At 67.4% G+C, this 15063-nt stretch carries 17 protein-coding genes; 8 read left to right on the forward strand and 9 right to left on the reverse strand.

All coding sequences use genetic code 11. The features are described 5' to 3' along the window. Positions 1-86: 86 nt before the first annotated feature. Both pgl and zwf read right to left on the reverse strand, forming a co-directional pair. Positions 87-761 (reverse strand): 6-phosphogluconolactonase, encoded by a 675-nt coding sequence (gene pgl, locus KUV38_RS06640; protein ID WP_222469292.1) that lies wholly within the window; start codon positions 759-761, stop codon positions 87-89. Beyond that, positions 758-2215 (reverse strand): glucose-6-phosphate dehydrogenase, encoded by a 1458-nt coding sequence (gene zwf / locus KUV38_RS06645; RefSeq protein ID WP_222469293.1) that lies wholly within the window; start codon positions 2213-2215, stop codon positions 758-760. Before zwf ends, pgl begins: the two co-directional genes overlap by 4 nt. Before the next feature lie 339 nt (positions 2216-2554). Here zwf and KUV38_RS06650 point away from each other — a divergent pair, with 339 nt between their 5' ends. Both KUV38_RS06650 and KUV38_RS06655 read left to right on the forward strand, forming a co-directional pair. Continuing rightward, positions 2555-3202, forward strand: coding sequence for a hypothetical protein (locus KUV38_RS06650; RefSeq protein ID WP_222469294.1), 648 nt, complete (start codon positions 2555-2557; stop codon positions 3200-3202). Beyond that, positions 3199-3693, forward strand: a complete 495-nt coding sequence (locus tag KUV38_RS06655) for a YbjN domain-containing protein (RefSeq protein ID WP_222469295.1) — start codon at positions 3199-3201, stop codon at positions 3691-3693. The genes KUV38_RS06650 and KUV38_RS06655 overlap by 4 nt, the downstream gene beginning before the upstream one ends. A 17-nt stretch (positions 3694-3710) precedes the next feature. Here KUV38_RS06655 and KUV38_RS06660 read toward each other — a convergent pair whose 3' ends face one another. The 5 genes from KUV38_RS06660 to KUV38_RS06680 form a co-directional block, all read right to left on the reverse strand. Continuing rightward, positions 3711-4295 (reverse strand): HNH endonuclease, encoded by a 585-nt coding sequence (locus KUV38_RS06660; protein WP_222469296.1) that lies wholly within the window; start codon positions 4293-4295, stop codon positions 3711-3713. Positions 4296-4533: 238 nt separating this feature from the next. After that, a complete protein-coding gene (locus tag KUV38_RS06665) occupies positions 4534-5367 on the reverse strand; it encodes an aminoglycoside phosphotransferase family protein (RefSeq protein WP_222469297.1) in 834 nt (277 codons plus the stop codon). A 45-nt stretch (positions 5368-5412) separates the two neighbouring features. Continuing rightward, complete coding sequence (locus KUV38_RS06670) at positions 5413-6084, reverse strand: alpha/beta hydrolase (RefSeq protein WP_222469298.1); 672 nt, start codon at positions 6082-6084, stop codon at positions 5413-5415. Next, entirely contained in the window at positions 6085-6735 is a 651-nt protein-coding gene (locus KUV38_RS06675; RefSeq protein ID WP_315898602.1) for a DNA-3-methyladenine glycosylase, read from the reverse strand. Continuing rightward, positions 6732-7481: a precorrin-6A/cobalt-precorrin-6A reductase gene (locus tag KUV38_RS06680; RefSeq protein ID WP_222469299.1), complete on the reverse strand. Its 750-nt coding sequence runs from the start codon at positions 7479-7481 to the stop codon at positions 6732-6734. Before KUV38_RS06680 ends, KUV38_RS06675 begins: the two co-directional genes overlap by 4 nt. Before the next feature lie 120 nt (positions 7482-7601). On the opposite strand from KUV38_RS06680, the gene KUV38_RS06685 reads away from it, so the two are divergent. Beyond that, positions 7602-8828 carry an MFS transporter gene (locus KUV38_RS06685; RefSeq protein ID WP_222469300.1) on the forward strand — a complete coding sequence of 409 codons (1227 nt, stop codon included), beginning with the start codon at positions 7602-7604 and terminating at the stop codon, positions 8826-8828. A gap of 321 nt (positions 8829-9149) precedes the next feature. On the opposite strand, the gene KUV38_RS06690 is transcribed toward KUV38_RS06685, so the two are convergent. Beyond that, positions 9150-10643, reverse strand: coding sequence for a peroxidase family protein (locus KUV38_RS06690; protein ID WP_222469301.1), 1494 nt, complete (start codon positions 10641-10643; stop codon positions 9150-9152). Between the two features lie 295 nt (positions 10644-10938). Here KUV38_RS06690 and KUV38_RS06695 point away from each other — a divergent pair, with 295 nt between their 5' ends. The 4 genes from KUV38_RS06695 (at position 10939) to KUV38_RS06710 (ending at position 13871) form a co-directional block, all read left to right on the forward strand. Then, positions 10939-11094, forward strand: coding sequence for a chitin-binding domain-containing protein (locus KUV38_RS06695; protein ID WP_222469302.1), 156 nt, complete (start codon positions 10939-10941; stop codon positions 11092-11094). Positions 11095-11207: 113 nt separating this feature from the next. Continuing rightward, entirely contained in the window at positions 11208-12350 is a 1143-nt protein-coding gene (locus KUV38_RS06700) for a flagellar motor switch protein FliG (protein WP_261385168.1), read from the forward strand. A gap of 127 nt (positions 12351-12477) precedes the next feature. Beyond that, positions 12478-13368 carry a lysophospholipid acyltransferase family protein gene (locus tag KUV38_RS06705; RefSeq protein ID WP_222469303.1) on the forward strand — a complete coding sequence of 297 codons (891 nt, stop codon included), beginning with the start codon at positions 12478-12480 and terminating at the stop codon, positions 13366-13368. A gap of 65 nt (positions 13369-13433) precedes the next feature. Further along, positions 13434-13871, forward strand: a complete 438-nt coding sequence (locus KUV38_RS06710) for an OsmC family protein (RefSeq protein ID WP_222469304.1) — start codon at positions 13434-13436, stop codon at positions 13869-13871. Positions 13872-13887: 16 nt separating this feature from the next. On the opposite strand, the gene KUV38_RS06715 is transcribed toward KUV38_RS06710, so the two are convergent. After that, positions 13888-14205, reverse strand: a complete 318-nt coding sequence (locus KUV38_RS06715; protein ID WP_222469305.1) for a hypothetical protein — start codon at positions 14203-14205, stop codon at positions 13888-13890. Positions 14206-14374: 169 nt separating this feature from the next. On the opposite strand from KUV38_RS06715, the gene KUV38_RS06720 reads away from it, so the two are divergent. Beyond that, entirely contained in the window at positions 14375-15061 is a 687-nt protein-coding gene (locus KUV38_RS06720) for a M48 family metallopeptidase (protein ID WP_222469306.1), read from the forward strand. Positions 15062-15063 lie beyond the last annotated feature (2 nt).

Genomic DNA, 15063 nt, shown 5'->3' on the forward strand with positions numbered 1-15063 from the left:
TTCCGTCAATCCGCCTCGCGGACTCTATTGCTCCAAAATCGTGCAGGAAGGTTTAACGCCTTCCGAATGCTGCCCGGCGGGGCCGCTCAGGGCGCCCAATGCACCGTGGCTTCGCCCAGAACCGCCCGCACCGGGGCCTCCTCGGCGCTCAGGCCGCGGGCGCGGTGCAGCGCGGCCAGCTTGGCCTCGCCGGTGATCAGGATATGGGTCGAGAGCGCGCCCTGCAGCACCGGCGCGGAGAGGGTGATACGCGGCTCGCCCGCCTCTTCGGCCCGCATCGGGAGCAGGATCGGCGCGTCATGGCCAAGCGCCTCCTCCAGCCGGTCGGCGCCGGGAAAGAGCGATGCGGTGTGCATGTCGGCGCCCATGCCCAGCAGCAGGACCGAGATCGGCAGATGCGGCTTCAGCCCCTCGGCCAGCGCCTCCATCGCGTCTTCCGGGCGCTCTGCCTCGGCGTAGAGCGGCACGTAACGGGCGGCCTCGGCGGGGCCGGTCAGCAGGCGCTCGCGAATGAGCCGGGTGTTGGAGCGCGGGCTGCTCTCGGGCACCCAGCGCTCGTCGTTCAAGAACACCGTGATCCGACTCCAGTCGAGCGATTTGCGGCCCGACAGCAGGTCGAAGATCGGGCCGGGCGTGGTGCCGCCGGGCACGCAGAAGCTGGCCGCCTCGTGGGTTTCGAGCGCCATCGTCAACTCTGATGAGATCTGATCGGCCAGATCCATCATCATCATCTCGATATCGGGGTATTCGCGCAGTTTCATGCCTTGATGTCCCGCCATTTGCGGCCGTCGCGATGCATCAGCGCCAGCGCATCCTCGGGGCCGGAGCTGCCTGCGTCATAGGGCTTTGGCACGTCATTGCGCGATTGCCAGCCGTCGATGATCGGGTCGGTCCAGGCCCAGGCGGCCTCCACCTCGTCGCCGCGCATGAAGAGCGTCTGGTTGCCCCGGATCACATCCATAATGAGCCGCTCGTAGGCATCTGGCACATCCTCGGCATCGGGCCCCAGCGCCTCGGCGAACGACATGTCGAGCGGCACGTCCATCAGGCGCATGCCGCCGGGGCCGGGCTCCTTGATGGTGACGCCAAGTTCCATGCCCTCGTTCGGTTGGAGCCGGATGGTGAGGATGTTGCGGTGCAGCCCGGCCTCGGGGCCGAAGATGCTGTGCGGCGTGTCCTTGAACACCACCGCGATCTCGCTGGCCCGCGCCCGGAGCCGCTTGCCGGTGCGCATGTAAAACGGCGTGCCGGCCCACCGCCAGTTGGAGATGCCGACCTTCATCGCCACGTAGCTCTCGGTGCGTGAGCGCGGGTCTTCCACATCCTCGCGGTAGCCCGGCCCGTCCTGTCCGGCATCATATTGCCCGCGGACGATGTGATGCGGGTCCACCTCGTCGAGCGCGCGGATCACCTTGAGCTTTTCGTCGCGCACCGCGTCCGGATCGAACTTGGCGGGCGGTTCCATCGCGATGAGGCACAGAAGCTGCATCAGGTGGTTCTGCACCATGTCCCGCATCGCGCCGGACTTGTCGTAATAGCTGCCGCGCCCGCCCACGCCGACGGTTTCGGCCACGGTGATCTGAATATGGTCGACGTATTGCGAGTTCCACAGCGGCTCGAACAGCATGTTGCCAAAGCGCACGGCCATCAGGTTCTGGACCGTTTCCTTGCCGAGGTAATGGTCGATCCGGTAAATCTGGTGTTCGTCGAAATGGGCGGCCAGATCGGCGTTCAGCGCCTTGGCGCTGGCGAGGTCATGGCCAAAGGGCTTTTCAACCACGATCCGGCTGCGCTCGGTGGCAATGCCGTGGCTGCGCAGGCGCGAGGCCAGATCGCCAAAAAGGCTCGGGCCGACCGAGAAGTAATAGGCCCCGATCACGCCGGGGCGCATCTTGCCCTTCAGTTCTTCCCAACCGTCCTCGCCGCGCGCGTCGATGGCCACGTAATCCAGCCGCTCCAGAAAGTCGCTCACCCCGGCCACGTCGCTGGCGTGCTTGGGGTCGCCGAACTCCTCGATCGCCTCCTTCACCATCTGCTGGTAGCCCGCGCGGTCGAGGTCGGAGCGGGCGGCGCCGATGATGCGGGCCTCGGGGGGCATCTGGCCGGAGGCCATGCGGCGGTAGAGGCCAGGCAAGATCTTGCGGCGGGCGAGGTCCCCGGTGCCGCCGAAGATCACCAGATCAAACGGATCGACGGGAATGACGCGTGAAACCATGGGTTCTCCCTCGCGGCTTTCCGCCTCTCTTTCGGGCGGGCGTTAGCGCTAACGGCCCCGGTTTACCCGCAAGCCTTTCGGAAGTCTAGCACCCGTGGGAGGCCGGGCAACCCGGCGAATGAACGGATTTGTCACGTGAAGCCGGGTTGACCGAGGCGGCATAGGCGGCAAGTCTGGCCGGGCCGGTGGCGCCCATGTTTTGCCAGTGGTGACAGATAGAAACGCCGATTTTGCAGCCCCCACGGCTGCCCAATTCTGACCGAGGTCATTTATAACCCTGCGCCGCCGGAGCCCTGCCACAAGGCCCGCGCCGCCTCCCCTAGACGAAAAGGACTGTTCATGCCTGCCCTCAAGCCCCTTGCGCTCGCCGCCACCCTCGCCCTTACGCCGCTCGCCGCCACGGCCCAGAGCGGCCCGGCGCTCATCGACCAGTCGGACCCAGAGCATGTGGCCCGCGTCGCTGGCGTGCTCACCGGCATGGGCTTTCAGGTGGAGCAACTCAATGGCAGCGAGCGCTGGGGCTTTCTGGCCACCTACAAGGGCAGCAAGCTGCTGCTGGCGCCGGTGAGCTGCAATGAGGGCAAGCCCTGCAACTTCCTGCGGTTCGAGACGCGCTACAGCTACCCTGCTCCGTTCGACGAGGCCGATATCTCCGACTTCAACACCCGCGCGTGGTGCTGCAAGATGGTCCAGCCGGAGCCCGGCAAGATCCACCTGTCGATGACCCTGCCCTTCACCGCCCCGATGACCGAGGAGTATCTGCGCAGCAGCCTCGTGGTGCATTACTCCATGCACAACACCGCGTGGGACATGCTGACAGAATGGAACGAGCGCGGCGCCAGTGTCGCCGCCGCCCCGGCGGGCCCCGCGCCCGATACACCCTCGCTCGGGGTCAGCCCCGCCGAGATCAAGGGCGCCGCCCCTGCCGAGCAGCCAAAACTGGGCGTCGGCATAGGCAGCTTCAGCCTCGAGGATCTGATGGAATGATCTGGTCGGCGATGAGAGTCCTGAAGGCTGCAGTGCTGGCAGCGGCACTGCCGCTTTCCGGGACAGCCCCCGCTGTTGCAGGGACCGAGCGGAGCCCCACACCCGAAACGCTCCGCGGCTGGCTCGTCGAGTTGGGCCATGAGGCAAAGGTCGTCGAAACCGGCAGAATCCCGGTGGTCAGTTTTACCACCGGGCTGCACAGCGGCATCTTCCGGTTCAATAGCTGTTCCGCCCTCGACAACTGCCTCTTCGTGATGCTGGTCACAACCTTCCCGCACGATCAGAAGGTGAGCAATGCGAAGATGGCAGACCACAATCTTAAGAACTGGTGCTGCAAACTGGCGCGTACGCGAGACGGAATCCGCTTTTCAATGCCCTTCCTTGCGCGCGGCGGCTTCGACAAGGAGATGATGGCAGAGGCGCTGCGGATCTATCCGGGCCAGCTCTCCTACATCGCATCGACCTACGGGCTGCGCCAACCTGAGCCGTGATCTGGCCGAGAGCCTTATCAGGCTTCCAGCTCGGCATCCCAATACAGGTAGTCGACCCAGCTGTCGTGCAGGTAGCCGGGCGGGAAGCGGCGGCCCATGTTCATCAGCTCGCCCGCGCTCGGCGGCCGGGGCGGTTTGCGCAGGCTCATGCCGGTCTGCGCCAGTTGCCGCGAGCCCTTGCGCAGGTTGCAGGGGGCGCAGGCGGCCACCACGTTCTCCCAGCTGGTGCGCCCGCCACGGGCGCGGGGCACCACGTGATCAAAGGTCAGATCGCCCTTCGCGCCGCAGTACTGGCAGCGGAATTCGTCCCTCAGAAACAAATTAAAGCGCGTGAAGGCCACGCGCTTTTGAGGTTTCACATAGTCTTTGAGGACGACGACGGAGGGGATCCTGATCTCGGTCGAGGGACTTCGGACCACCTCGTCATATTCGGCGATGATGCTCACCCTGTCGAGCCAGGCCGCCTTCACGGCCTCCTGCCAGGGCCAGAGCGAGAGTGGATAATAGGATAGCGGACGGTAGTCGGCGTTCAGCACCAGTGCGGGGTGGTGTTTGAGGTTCGTGGGTTCTCGGACGAAAGTCGTCCTGAAGTCACCGTCCATTTGCCGTCTCTCCGTGCTCGTCTGCCTGCTTTTCTCGCTTCTCGCGCCTGAGTCTTTCCCCGACTATATCTTGGGTTTTACCCCGCGCAACCCCCGCAACATGCGGTGTTGTCTGAACAAATGCCCCGATTCCATGACAGGGGTGTAACGGGCGCGCGACAGTTATCCACAGGGGGCCGTCCGGCGCGATGCTGCGATGCCGCATATAGCGCGGGGTCGCGGCGGGGCCAGTTTGGCCTCAGGCGCCGGCAAGATCGAGCATCATCGTGAGCAGCCCTAGCTCCGGGTCCGCCTCCAGCCTCCCCTTGGCCCGCCACGCGATCGAGAGCGCCACCTTGGCCGCCGCCCAGCCCAGCATCTCGGCCTCGCTGACCCCGGCCACCGGGGCAAAGACCGAGGCGAGGTGCCGCGCGCGGGCCGGGTCGGCAATGAGCGCCTCGGCGCCCTTGGGGTTGCGAAAGGCATTTGCGAGGTCGAAGGCACGCGGCCCGACGATGCCCTTGGCGTCAAACGCCGTCCAGCCGCGCGGGCCGTCCTTCACGTTGTCATGATGCAGGTCGCCATGCAGCGCGATGGCCTCGCCCGCCCCTTCGATCAGGCGGCGCAACAGCGCCCTGCCCCGCTCCATCGCCGCCCGGTCGGCTTCCGCCAGCTCCGGGCCGAACTCCAAGGCAAAGAGCGCCCGGCACCAGTCTTCCGCGCTGACCACCCGCGCCCCCGGCCAGGTCGTGGGCTGGCTCCAAAGCCGCGCCGCAACTCCCGCCAACAGCTTCGTGGCATCCCCGTCCCGCCCCTCGCGCACGAGGTCTCCCAAAGACGGCCCGCCGAGCCACTCCATCAGCAGCGCGCCCTCCGCGCGAGCAAACAGCCGCACCGCGCCCTGCTCCCGGCGGATCGAGAGATACTCCACCCCCTCCGCCTCATTCACCATCGACGGATCATGCCAGACCTTCAGCGCCGCAAGGCCCCGGCCCCGCTGGACACGCCAGACCCTTGCAATGGCAGTTTCGGCAACGAACTCGGGTGAGGAGACGGCAAAACGCTCCAGTAGCGCGGTAGGCGGCTCTGTCATGCCAAAGGGCGGGACTGGTCCCACAGTAGAAATACGAGCCGCCGCTCACCCATCCTTCAGCAGAAACTCCCGCAGAAACGCAAACGCCTGGCTCAGTCCCTCGGGCGCAATCCCGTGGGGCGTGCCTTCCATCGTGAAGGTATATACCGGGAAGCCCGCCGCGTTCAGCGCCTGTGCGGCGAGGTTCATGCTCTCGTATGGCACCAGCGGGTCCTGATCGCCATGCGCCAGCAGGATCGGGAAGGTGCTCTTTTTCTCCGCCGCCAGCCGCTCCGGCTCCAGCAGGCGGCCCGAGAAGCCGACCACACCGGCAAAGGGCTCGGCCCGGCGCGGGGCAACGTGGAGGCTCATCATCGTGCCTTGCGAGAAGCCGACCAGCGCCACCTGATCCGGGCTCACGCCCTCGGCCTCCAGCACACCGTCCAGAAAGGCGTTCAGGTCTTCGATGGATTGCGCCATCGAGGTTTCGGCCTCCTGCTGGCTGGAGCCATCCATCATCGGGATCGGAAACCACTGGTAGCCCATCGGGTTGTTGCGGCAGGGCTCGGGTGCATCGGGGGCCAGAAAGAGCGTGTCGGGCATGTGCTGGCCCAAGGGCTGGGCGAGGCCGAGCAGATCGTTGCCATCCGCGCCGTAGCCGTGGAGGAAGATCACCACCTGTTTCGTGGTGCCCGATTGCGGCTCGACCCGCCCGACCTTCAGCTCTCTCGGTGCCATCTAGCTTATCCCTTCGCGGTTTTTCTCCACCCGGAAGTAGGCCCAAAGCAGCCGGGCCGCAACCGCGCGCCAGGGCGACCAGGCCAGCGCCATCTCGCGCAGGGCCTTCTCCGTGGGGCGCTCGGGCAGGCCATAGAGCATCCGGGCGCTCTCCTGCAGCGCAAGGTCGTTGGGGGCAAACACATCGGCCCGGCCAAGGGAGAAGATCGCGTACACCTCCGCGGTCCAGCGCCCGATGCCCGGCACCTGCGTGAGCGTGGCGATGACCGCCTCATCAGGCGTGCTGCGCAGGGCGGCATAGTCGATCCGCGCCTCCGCCAGCGCGCGGGCATAGCGCGCCTTGGGGCGCGAGAGGCCGCAGACGCGCAACTCGTCATCGCTGGCGTCGCGCACCTGCGCAGGGTCGCCAAAGCCCGCCGCCTCCACCCGGCCCCAGATCGCCGCCGCCGAGGCGACAGAGACCTGCTGGCTGACGATCGCGTTCAGCAGCGCCGGAAAGCCATCGGACCTCAGCCGCAGGGGCACCTCGCCGCAGGCCTCCAGCGCATGGGCCATGCGCGGGCATTCCGCCGCCAGCCATGCCGCCCCCTCGGCCACGCAGGCCGGGGTTTCGATGATCCGGCCAACCTCGCCTTGGGGGCAAGCGCTCACAGCGCCTCCACCCAATCCATCGCGTCCTGCAGGCTCTCGGCCCGTGCGACGCCTTCCGGCGCGGGCGGGCGGGCCAGCATCGCCACCGGCAGGCCCATGGCGCGGGCGGCATCCAGCTTGGGCCGCGCCCCCGCGCCGCCCGCGTTCTTCACCACCAGCCAGTCGACTTCGAGCCGGTGGAAGAGCTTCATCTCTTCCTCCACGCTGAACGGCGGCACCGAGAGCAGAAACTCCCCACCCTCGAAGGGAAACGGCCCATCCGCCATGTCGAGCTGCCGGCAGATGATCCGGCGGCCCTCGAGGCACGCAAACCGCTCCAGCCCGGCCCGCCCGGTGCCAAGGAACACGCAGGCACGCTCGGGGATCAGGTTGCGGCAGTCCTCCGGCGCGGCGATCTCGACCCAGTCATCCCCCGGCCCGGCAACCCAGGGCGCGCGCTCATGGTGCAGCAGCGGCAGGCCCAGTTCGGCGCAAATCTCGGCGGTGCGGGCAGTGATGGCCTCGGCGTAGGGGTGCGTGGCGTCGATCACCGCGTCGGGCTGCCACTCGGCCAGAAAGGCCCGAAAGCCCTCTGCCCCGCCAAAACCCCCCGTGGTCGCCGGCACCGGAAAGGCCCGCCCCCGCATCGGCCTTGCCAGCCGCGCGTGCAGGTCAAACCCCTCGCGCCAGGCCAGCGCCTGCGCAAGCGCACGGCTCTCGCCGCTCCCTGCCAGCAGCAGGATCTTCTTTGCCCCGTCCTTCGCCATCCTGCGCAAGACCATAGAAGTGCCGCATCCGGGGGCCAAGGGCGGTGTGGCAAACAGACTGTTCGCGCTGCGGCACCCCGGCCGCTTGCGCCGCCCTGCCGCTTGGGCTCTATAGCCTGCATGAGCAGTGCCGATATCCCCGCCCCCTCCGCAGATGATCGCAAGGCCCGCCGCAACGTGGCGGTGCTGGTCGCCGCCCAGGCGATCCTGGGAAGCCAGATGCCGATGATCTTCACCATCGGCGGGCTGGCGGGGCAGAGCCTTGCACCCAACATCTGCTATGCCACCCTGCCGATCTCGCTGATCGTGCTCGGCTCAATGCTCTCGGCCACCCCGCTCTCGGCGCTGATGCAGCGCTACGGACGGCGCGCGGGGTTCTTTGCCGGGGCCTTGGGCGGCGCGCTCGGCGGGGCCATCGGCGCATGGGGCCTCTATGTGCAGAGCTTCCCGATCTTCCTGCTCGGCTCGCTGCTGACCGGCATCTATATGTCGGCGCAGGGCTTCTACCGCTTCGCCGCCGCCGATACCGCCTCAGACACGTTCCGCCCCAAGGCGATCTCCTATGTCATGGCGGGCGGGCTCGCCTCTGCCGTGCTTGGCCCGCAACTGGTCAAGCTGACCGCCGATGCCTATGTGATCCCCTTCCTCGGCACCTATGCGGCGGTGATCGCGGTCAACCTGCTCGGCTCGCTGCTGTTTCTCTTCATCGACATTCCGCGCCCGCCGGTGCCCTCGGCCGATGCGCCCAAGGGCCGGAGCCGGATGGAGCTGCTGAAGACCCCGCGCATCGCCGTGGCGGTGATCTGTGCGATGGTCAGCTACGCGCTGATGAACCTCGTGATGACCTCCACGCCGCTCGCCGTGGTTGGCTGCGGCTTCGAGACCGGCGATGCCGCCGATGTGGTCACCGCCCATGTGCTCGCCATGTTCGCGCCGAGCTTCTTTACCGGGCACCTGATCGCCCGCTTCGGGGTCGAGAAGATCGTCGCCACCGGCCTCGTGATCCTCGCCGGTGCCGGGGCCGTGGGGCTCTCGGGCGTGGAGTTGGAGCAATTCTTCATCGCGCTGGTGCTGCTCGGCCTCGGTTGGAACTTCGGCTTCATCGGGGCGACCTCGATGCTGGCAGGCGCACACCGGCCCGAGGAGCGCGGGCGGATGCAGGGGCTGAATGACCTGATCGTCTTCGGCGGCGTCACGATGGCCTCGTTGGCCTCCGGCGGGCTGATGAACTGCTCGGGCGGCACGGCCCAGGCCGGATGGACGGCGGTGAACCTCGCAATGGCGCCCTTCCTTGTGCTGGCAGGCGGCGCCCTGATCTGGCTCGTGCTGCGCCCGAAGGAGGCGTAGGGCGGCATTTGCAGCGCCACTTGGCGAGCCGCAAGCCGTGCAGCGCCGTCCCGCGGGGTGGCGCTCACAACGGCCACGCATGCCACTTTATCGCACAGCAGTCATCTTCCCTTAGAAGTTAAACCCAACCTCACCAAAGCGCCGCCCCGGGGGGCGGGACGGCGCTGCACGGCGCCTTCGGCTTGATTCCGTGCGGGTGTATTCCAAAACCGCCCCAAAACCTCCCCCCACAAAGAAAGGCCCGCCCCGAAGGACGGACCTTTCCCGGAGAGCGCCGGGCCACCACGCCACCGGGCTCCCCTGCCTGGTGAGGGGTAAGGGTTAGACGCCGCTCACCGGCTGACCGGAAATCCGCAGGATGGCCTGAAGCCCCCAATCGGAGTTGTCCTGCTTGTCGTCCTCCGTCAGCATCCCGCTGGCGAGTTCCGCCTCCGGGGTCCAGCCGGGATCGACGTTGACGAAGGCCTTCGGGTCGCCCTTCAGCAGCCCGGCAAAGACCGCCGAGACGATGGTGGAGCCAAGCCGCCCCAGCCTTGCGCCGCCCTGCCCTTCGGCCTCGCGGAGGATGTAGTACCACAGCGCCGCCGGCTCATCGTCTTCAAGCGTCACCGTCACCGGCACGTTCAGCTTGGCGGCCACATCCGGCCCGGAGGGCAACTCCATCATCACGCCGCGAATGAGGTTCCGCGCGGCGAGCTTGTTGGCCACGGAGGCTGGGTTGCCGTCGTCCTCGCCGAGGAACAGGAGCGCGTTGGCCAGCTTGGTGTCGATCTTCCGCGCCCTCTGCGGGAAGAAATCGGCCTCGTTGCCCATGTCGAAGTACCAGTCCCACTGCACCGTGGTCACCTCCGTCCGCGGGCCGAAGCCGCGCAGATCGGGCTCACTGGCGCCCGAGCCGGCGGTGGTGTTGTTGAACAGCGGCACGCGGTCGAGCTGGTTGTGGGTGAAGTTGGTCTGGTAGCCATTGCGCACCATCGAATGGCCGAACCGGTAGGCCGCCACCGAGAACTCCAGCGGCATGAAGGGATTGTACTCCCAGTTGTACACATCCTTCAGCCCGAGCCCCCATTGCACCCGGCCGTCCTTGCCCTTCATCTTGACGAGCGCGGTATCCACCACCTCGTCGATGCAGATCCGGCGGACGAAATCCTCCCAGACGCAGTGCTGGTAGAGCCACGTCAGCACCCGGCGCGCCTCCATGAAGGGGTCCGCTTTGCCAGCATCCACGGCACGATCCACCAGCGTGTTATGCGCGGTCAGAAAGGCCAGCTGGATCTGGCTGACGATGGCATTCTCGTCATTACGCATGTCGCCAATGATTGCGCGTCCCAGCGGGTTGCGCGGCAGGTCGTCGAGGTCGGAGCCCTCGATCTTGCCGATCAGGAACTTGCCCGCGCCGTCATACATATACGGTTGGTCATGCGGGCCGGAGCCATAAACGCAGTCGAGATCCAGCCGCGGCGTGCGGAAGTTGTCGAGCCCCTCGGGGTCGGTGATCTCCACACCCAGCGGCGTCGGGTCGAAGGTGATGTCATGGTCGACGAACTGGCCGAAATAGGTGTAGCCCGCCGGGATGGCCGAGCTGAACTCCGCCTCCAGCTCATCATCGATTTCGATCGCCTCACCGGGGCTGAGGCCGGGGCGCTCGGTCATGTGCTCATTCGCGAAGGCGACGAAATGCGCCTCGATCTGCTCGGGCGGCACGCCCGGCGGCGACCAGGGCGTGAGGCCGGGGCAGATCCGGCCGAACCGCCCTTTGTAGAGCTTGGAACGCGGGGCGAAAGCGGGACGGGCGGGGCCTTTGGCATGTGACATTGCTACAGTCCTCCTGACTATGGGGCCGTGCCTCGCGCACGGCTCACCTGTTGGGGCGCCGGGCGGCCATCGGGGGAAGCGAAAGCCTGCCTTGGGGCTGGCAAGGCCGTCCGCCCGGCGCCTGCAAAAGCAATGCGCCTGGGCTGACGCTGCGGCAATTTGGGCGAGGGGCAATTCACGCAGATGCACCGGAGCATTCACGTTTCCGTAACGGAAGGCGCGCACCCCTGCCCCGCGCTTTGCCGGAATCGCCGCCCGTGCTACGCTCGCCCGGTAACCAGGAGGTAGATGACCCATGAAGACGAAGACTGCCCTGGCCGCCCTCGTGCTGGCCTTCGCTCCCGCGTTCGCCTACGCCGAGTGCTCCTCCGCGCATGAGGTGACCATGTCCTGCGCCGATGGAAAGGTCTGGGACGCCAAGACCGCAAGCTGCATCACGCCCACCGGCTGATCGCACGCCACGCGCCTGCCGGAGGGCTGGAAACCCGGCCGCCGGTAACCCTGCCTTAAGCCTCCACGCCTAGGATCGGTGAGAACGATACCTGCTCAAGGCGCGAGGCGCTGATGTCCACTTCCCTCTCCCCGCTTCCCGGCGGGCTCGGTGACTTTGGCTCCGGGCCGGATGACTCTGGCTCGGGCAAAGGCTCTGCTGGCCTGCCTGCCATGTCCGGCGGCCTCGGCGGGCTTGGCGGCGGCAGCGCGGCCGCCCGCAAGCTCTCCCGCCGCCAGAAGGCCGCGATCATCGTGCGTCTGCTGGTCAACGGCGGCGCCAAGCTGCCGCTCGCCGAATGGACCGATGGCATGCAAACCGAGCTGACCCGCGCGATGGGCGGGCTCCGCATGGTCGACCGTGACACGCTGGCCGAGGTGATCGAGGAGTTTCAGGGCGAGCTGGACCGCGTGGCACTCTGCTTTCCCGGCGCAATGGAGGGCGCGCTCGGCCTGCTCGATGGCCATATCTCCCCCATCACCGCCGCCCGCCTGCGCCGCGAGGCCGGGGTCGCCGCCAAGGGCGACCCGTGGGAGCGGATCTCGGGCCTCGATCCGGCCAAATTGGCCCCGATGCTGGAGGAAGAGAGCGTGGAGGTCGGCGCCGTGGTGCTGGCCAAACTGCCCACCGGCAAGGCCGCCGAGGTACTGGGCAAGCTGCCCGGCGAGAAGGCGCGGCGCATCACCCACGCAATGTCACGCACCGGCCGCGTGGGGCCTGAAACCGTCGCCCGCATCGGCCTCACCCTCGCCGCCCAGTTTGATGCCCAGCCGGTGCAGGCCTTCGATGGCGGGCCGGTCGAGCGGGTCGCCGCCGTGCTCAACTTCTCGCCCTCCGCCACCCGTGACGACGTGCTCAAGGGGCTGGAGGAGGATGACGCCGAGTTCGCCGAAGAGGTGAAGAAGGCGATCTTCACCTTCGTCAACATCGCCGAGCGCCTCGCCGCCCGCGACGTGCCAAAGATCACCCGCGGGATCGACCAGCCGGTGCTCGTCACCGCCCTCGCCGCCGCGCAGGGTGAGGCCGAGCGCTCCCGCGATCACATCCTCGACAACATGTCCAAGCGCATGGCCGAGGGGCTGCGGGAGGAGATGGCCGAGTTGGGCAAGGTCAAGGAGGCAGAGGGCGAAGAGGCGATGACAGCGGTCGTGGCCGAGATCCGCAGGCTCGAAGCCGAGGGCGAGATCATCCTGATTTCGCCCGATGACGAGGAATAGCCCGTAAGCCGGCGCTTCCCCTGCCGCTCATCCCCGCACAGTGCCCCCGCAAGCCTGCGCCACGCAGCCCCCTTCCCTTCACGCGTCGCCGCCGCTAACCCTGTGCCACCACCGGGGAGAGCGCCGCATGGCCGCCAAAGAGACCGACGCACCGCAGGGCACGGCAGCCGACTGGCTGACCGACAAGCTGCTGCGTGGCTTCATCGGCGGCGCCCGCCTGCTGCCCTACGCAACCCGCATTCCCGCCTTCGGCAAGCTCACCCGCAGCGTCATCGGCCCGCTGGCAGGCTACGGCAAACGAGCGCAGGCCAACCTCACCTACGTCTGGCCCGACATGGAGCCGCCCGCCCGCGCCGCCCTCGCCGCCAAAGTCTGCGAAAACGCGGGCCGGGTGCTGATGGAGAATTACTCCAATCCCCAGTTCTTCGCCCGGGCCTCCGGCTTCTCGCTCTCCGGCCCCGGCCTGCCCGCGCTGGAAGAGGCCCGCGCCGCAGGCCGCCCGGTGATCGCCGTCACCGGCCACTTCGGCAATTACGAGGCCGCCCGCGCCAAGCTGAACACCTCGGGCTACCACTTCGGCGGGCTCTACCGGCCGATGGCCAACGCCTTCTTCAACCAGCACTACGTGGCAACGATGGAGGCGGTGGGCCGCCCGGTCTTTCCGCAGGGCCGCAAGGGCACCGCCGCCTTCATCCGCCACCTCAAGGCGGGCGGCATGTTGATCATCCTGCATGATGTCCACGCATGGCGCGGCGAGGTGATCGAGTTCATGGGCCGCCCCGCCCGCACCGCCACCTCCGCCGCCGAGATGGCGCTGCGCTACGATGCGCTCATGGTGCCGCTCTACGCCACCCGGCAGAACGGCGGGCTGGATTACGCGATCGAGGTCGAGGCCCCGATCCCGCATAGCGACGCGCTGACCATGACCGAGGCGGCCACGCGCAGCCTCGAAGACCGGATCGAGGCCGACCCCGACCAGTGGTTCTGGATCCACCGCCGCTGGAAAGTGAGCCGCTGAGCGCGCGGAACATCCGGCCTGCTGTCACGTTGAGAGGCTCAACACACAAAACAGGAGGCACCCCCATGATCAATCGCAAGGCATCGGCCCATTGGAGCGGCAACATCAAGGAGGGCAAGGGCACGGTCTCGACCGCCTCCGGCGCGCTCTCCTCCCAGCCCTACGGCTTCAACACCCGCTTCGAGGACGCCCCCGGCACCAACCCCGAAGAACTGATCGGCGCGGCCCACGCGGGCTGCTTCACCATGGCGCTCTCCAAGGTGCTCGTCGACCAGACCGGCCATGAGGCCGAGGCGCTCGACACCACCGCCACCGTCTCGATGGACAAGGAGGGCGACGGCTTCGCTGTCAAGAAAATCCACCTCGAGCTCAAGGGCCGCGTGCCCGGCATCGACGCCGCCGCCTTCATGACCGCCGCAGAGGCCGCCAAGGCCAACTGCCCGATCTCCAAGCTGCTCGAGGGCGGCGCCGAGATCACGATGGACGCCACCTTCGAAAGCTGATCGCAGCGCTATCGGCTCACAGGTACAGCCCTATGAGCCAGGCAATTGCTGCCAGCCAACCCACCGCCAGCACCCGCCCTGCAAACAGGCAGGCGCGGGTCTGGCCCGGCGCAAAAACGCTCTGCTGCGCGGCGATCAGCGCCGGAATGCCGAAGAAAAAGCCGAAGGCGAGGCTGTAGAGCACGGGCTCTATCCCGCTGCCCTCGCTGAGATGCAGCACCGAGACGGCCAGCGCGGCAGAGAAGATGAGCGCGGCCAACACGAGGCAGGCACGCCCGGCCATAGCGCGCCAGATCGGAACAGGGGAGAATACGGCAGGATCGGTCAGATGCATCTGGGCCTCCAAAGGGCTTGGTCGCTGAATAGGGTCTTGCAAAAATCAATGCCCGCAAGGTGGGCAGCCCCGGCCCCGCCCGCAACGGCGGCGTGCGAAGTTTCACGTTTTCGCCACCCAATTCACGCCCGCCTTCCCCTCGCCCCCTTGCCGCGCCATATATCTGGCGATGCTCAAGCTCATGCCCATCCTCCTTGCGGTCGCCTACGGGCTGATCCTCTGGCGCTTCTCGGCGTGGCGGCTGGCCCGCCAACTCGACAGCCAGAGCACCCCGCTTGACGATGCGGCGCTGCTTAAGCTGACAGCCCGCATGGCCCGCACCCTCGATCTGCCCAAACTCCGCGTGCATGTGCTGGAGACCCCCGCCATCAACGGGCTGGCCGCGCCGGACGGGCGGATCTTCATCACCCGGGGCTTTCACAATGCGCTGAAACAGGGCGCGGTGACCGAGCAGGAGCTGGCCTCTGTCATCGCCCATGAGTTGGGGCATGTGGCACTCGGCCATTCTCGCCGCCGGATGATCGACTTTTCAGGCCAGAACGCCCTGCGCGTGGGCCTTGCAATGGTGCTCAACCGCTTTCTGCCGGGGATCGGCGCGGCGATTGCCTCGGGCATCACCTCGCTGCTGATGGCCCGGCTCTCGCGGGCCGATGAGTTCGAGGCCGATGCCTATGCCTCGGCCCTCCTGACCAAATCCGGCATCGGCATCGCGCCGCAAAAATCGCTCTTCGCCAAGCTCGACAAGCTCACCGGCGCGGGCGGGGCCAAGATGCCCGCATGGTTCATGAGCCATCCGCCCGCCGCAAAGCGCATTGCCGCCATCGAGGCGAACGAGATCAAGTGGCGCGCCGAGTAGCC

This window comes from Vannielia litorea (assembly GCF_019801175.1).
Taxonomy (GTDB): domain Bacteria; phylum Pseudomonadota; class Alphaproteobacteria; order Rhodobacterales; family Rhodobacteraceae; genus Vannielia; species Vannielia litorea_B.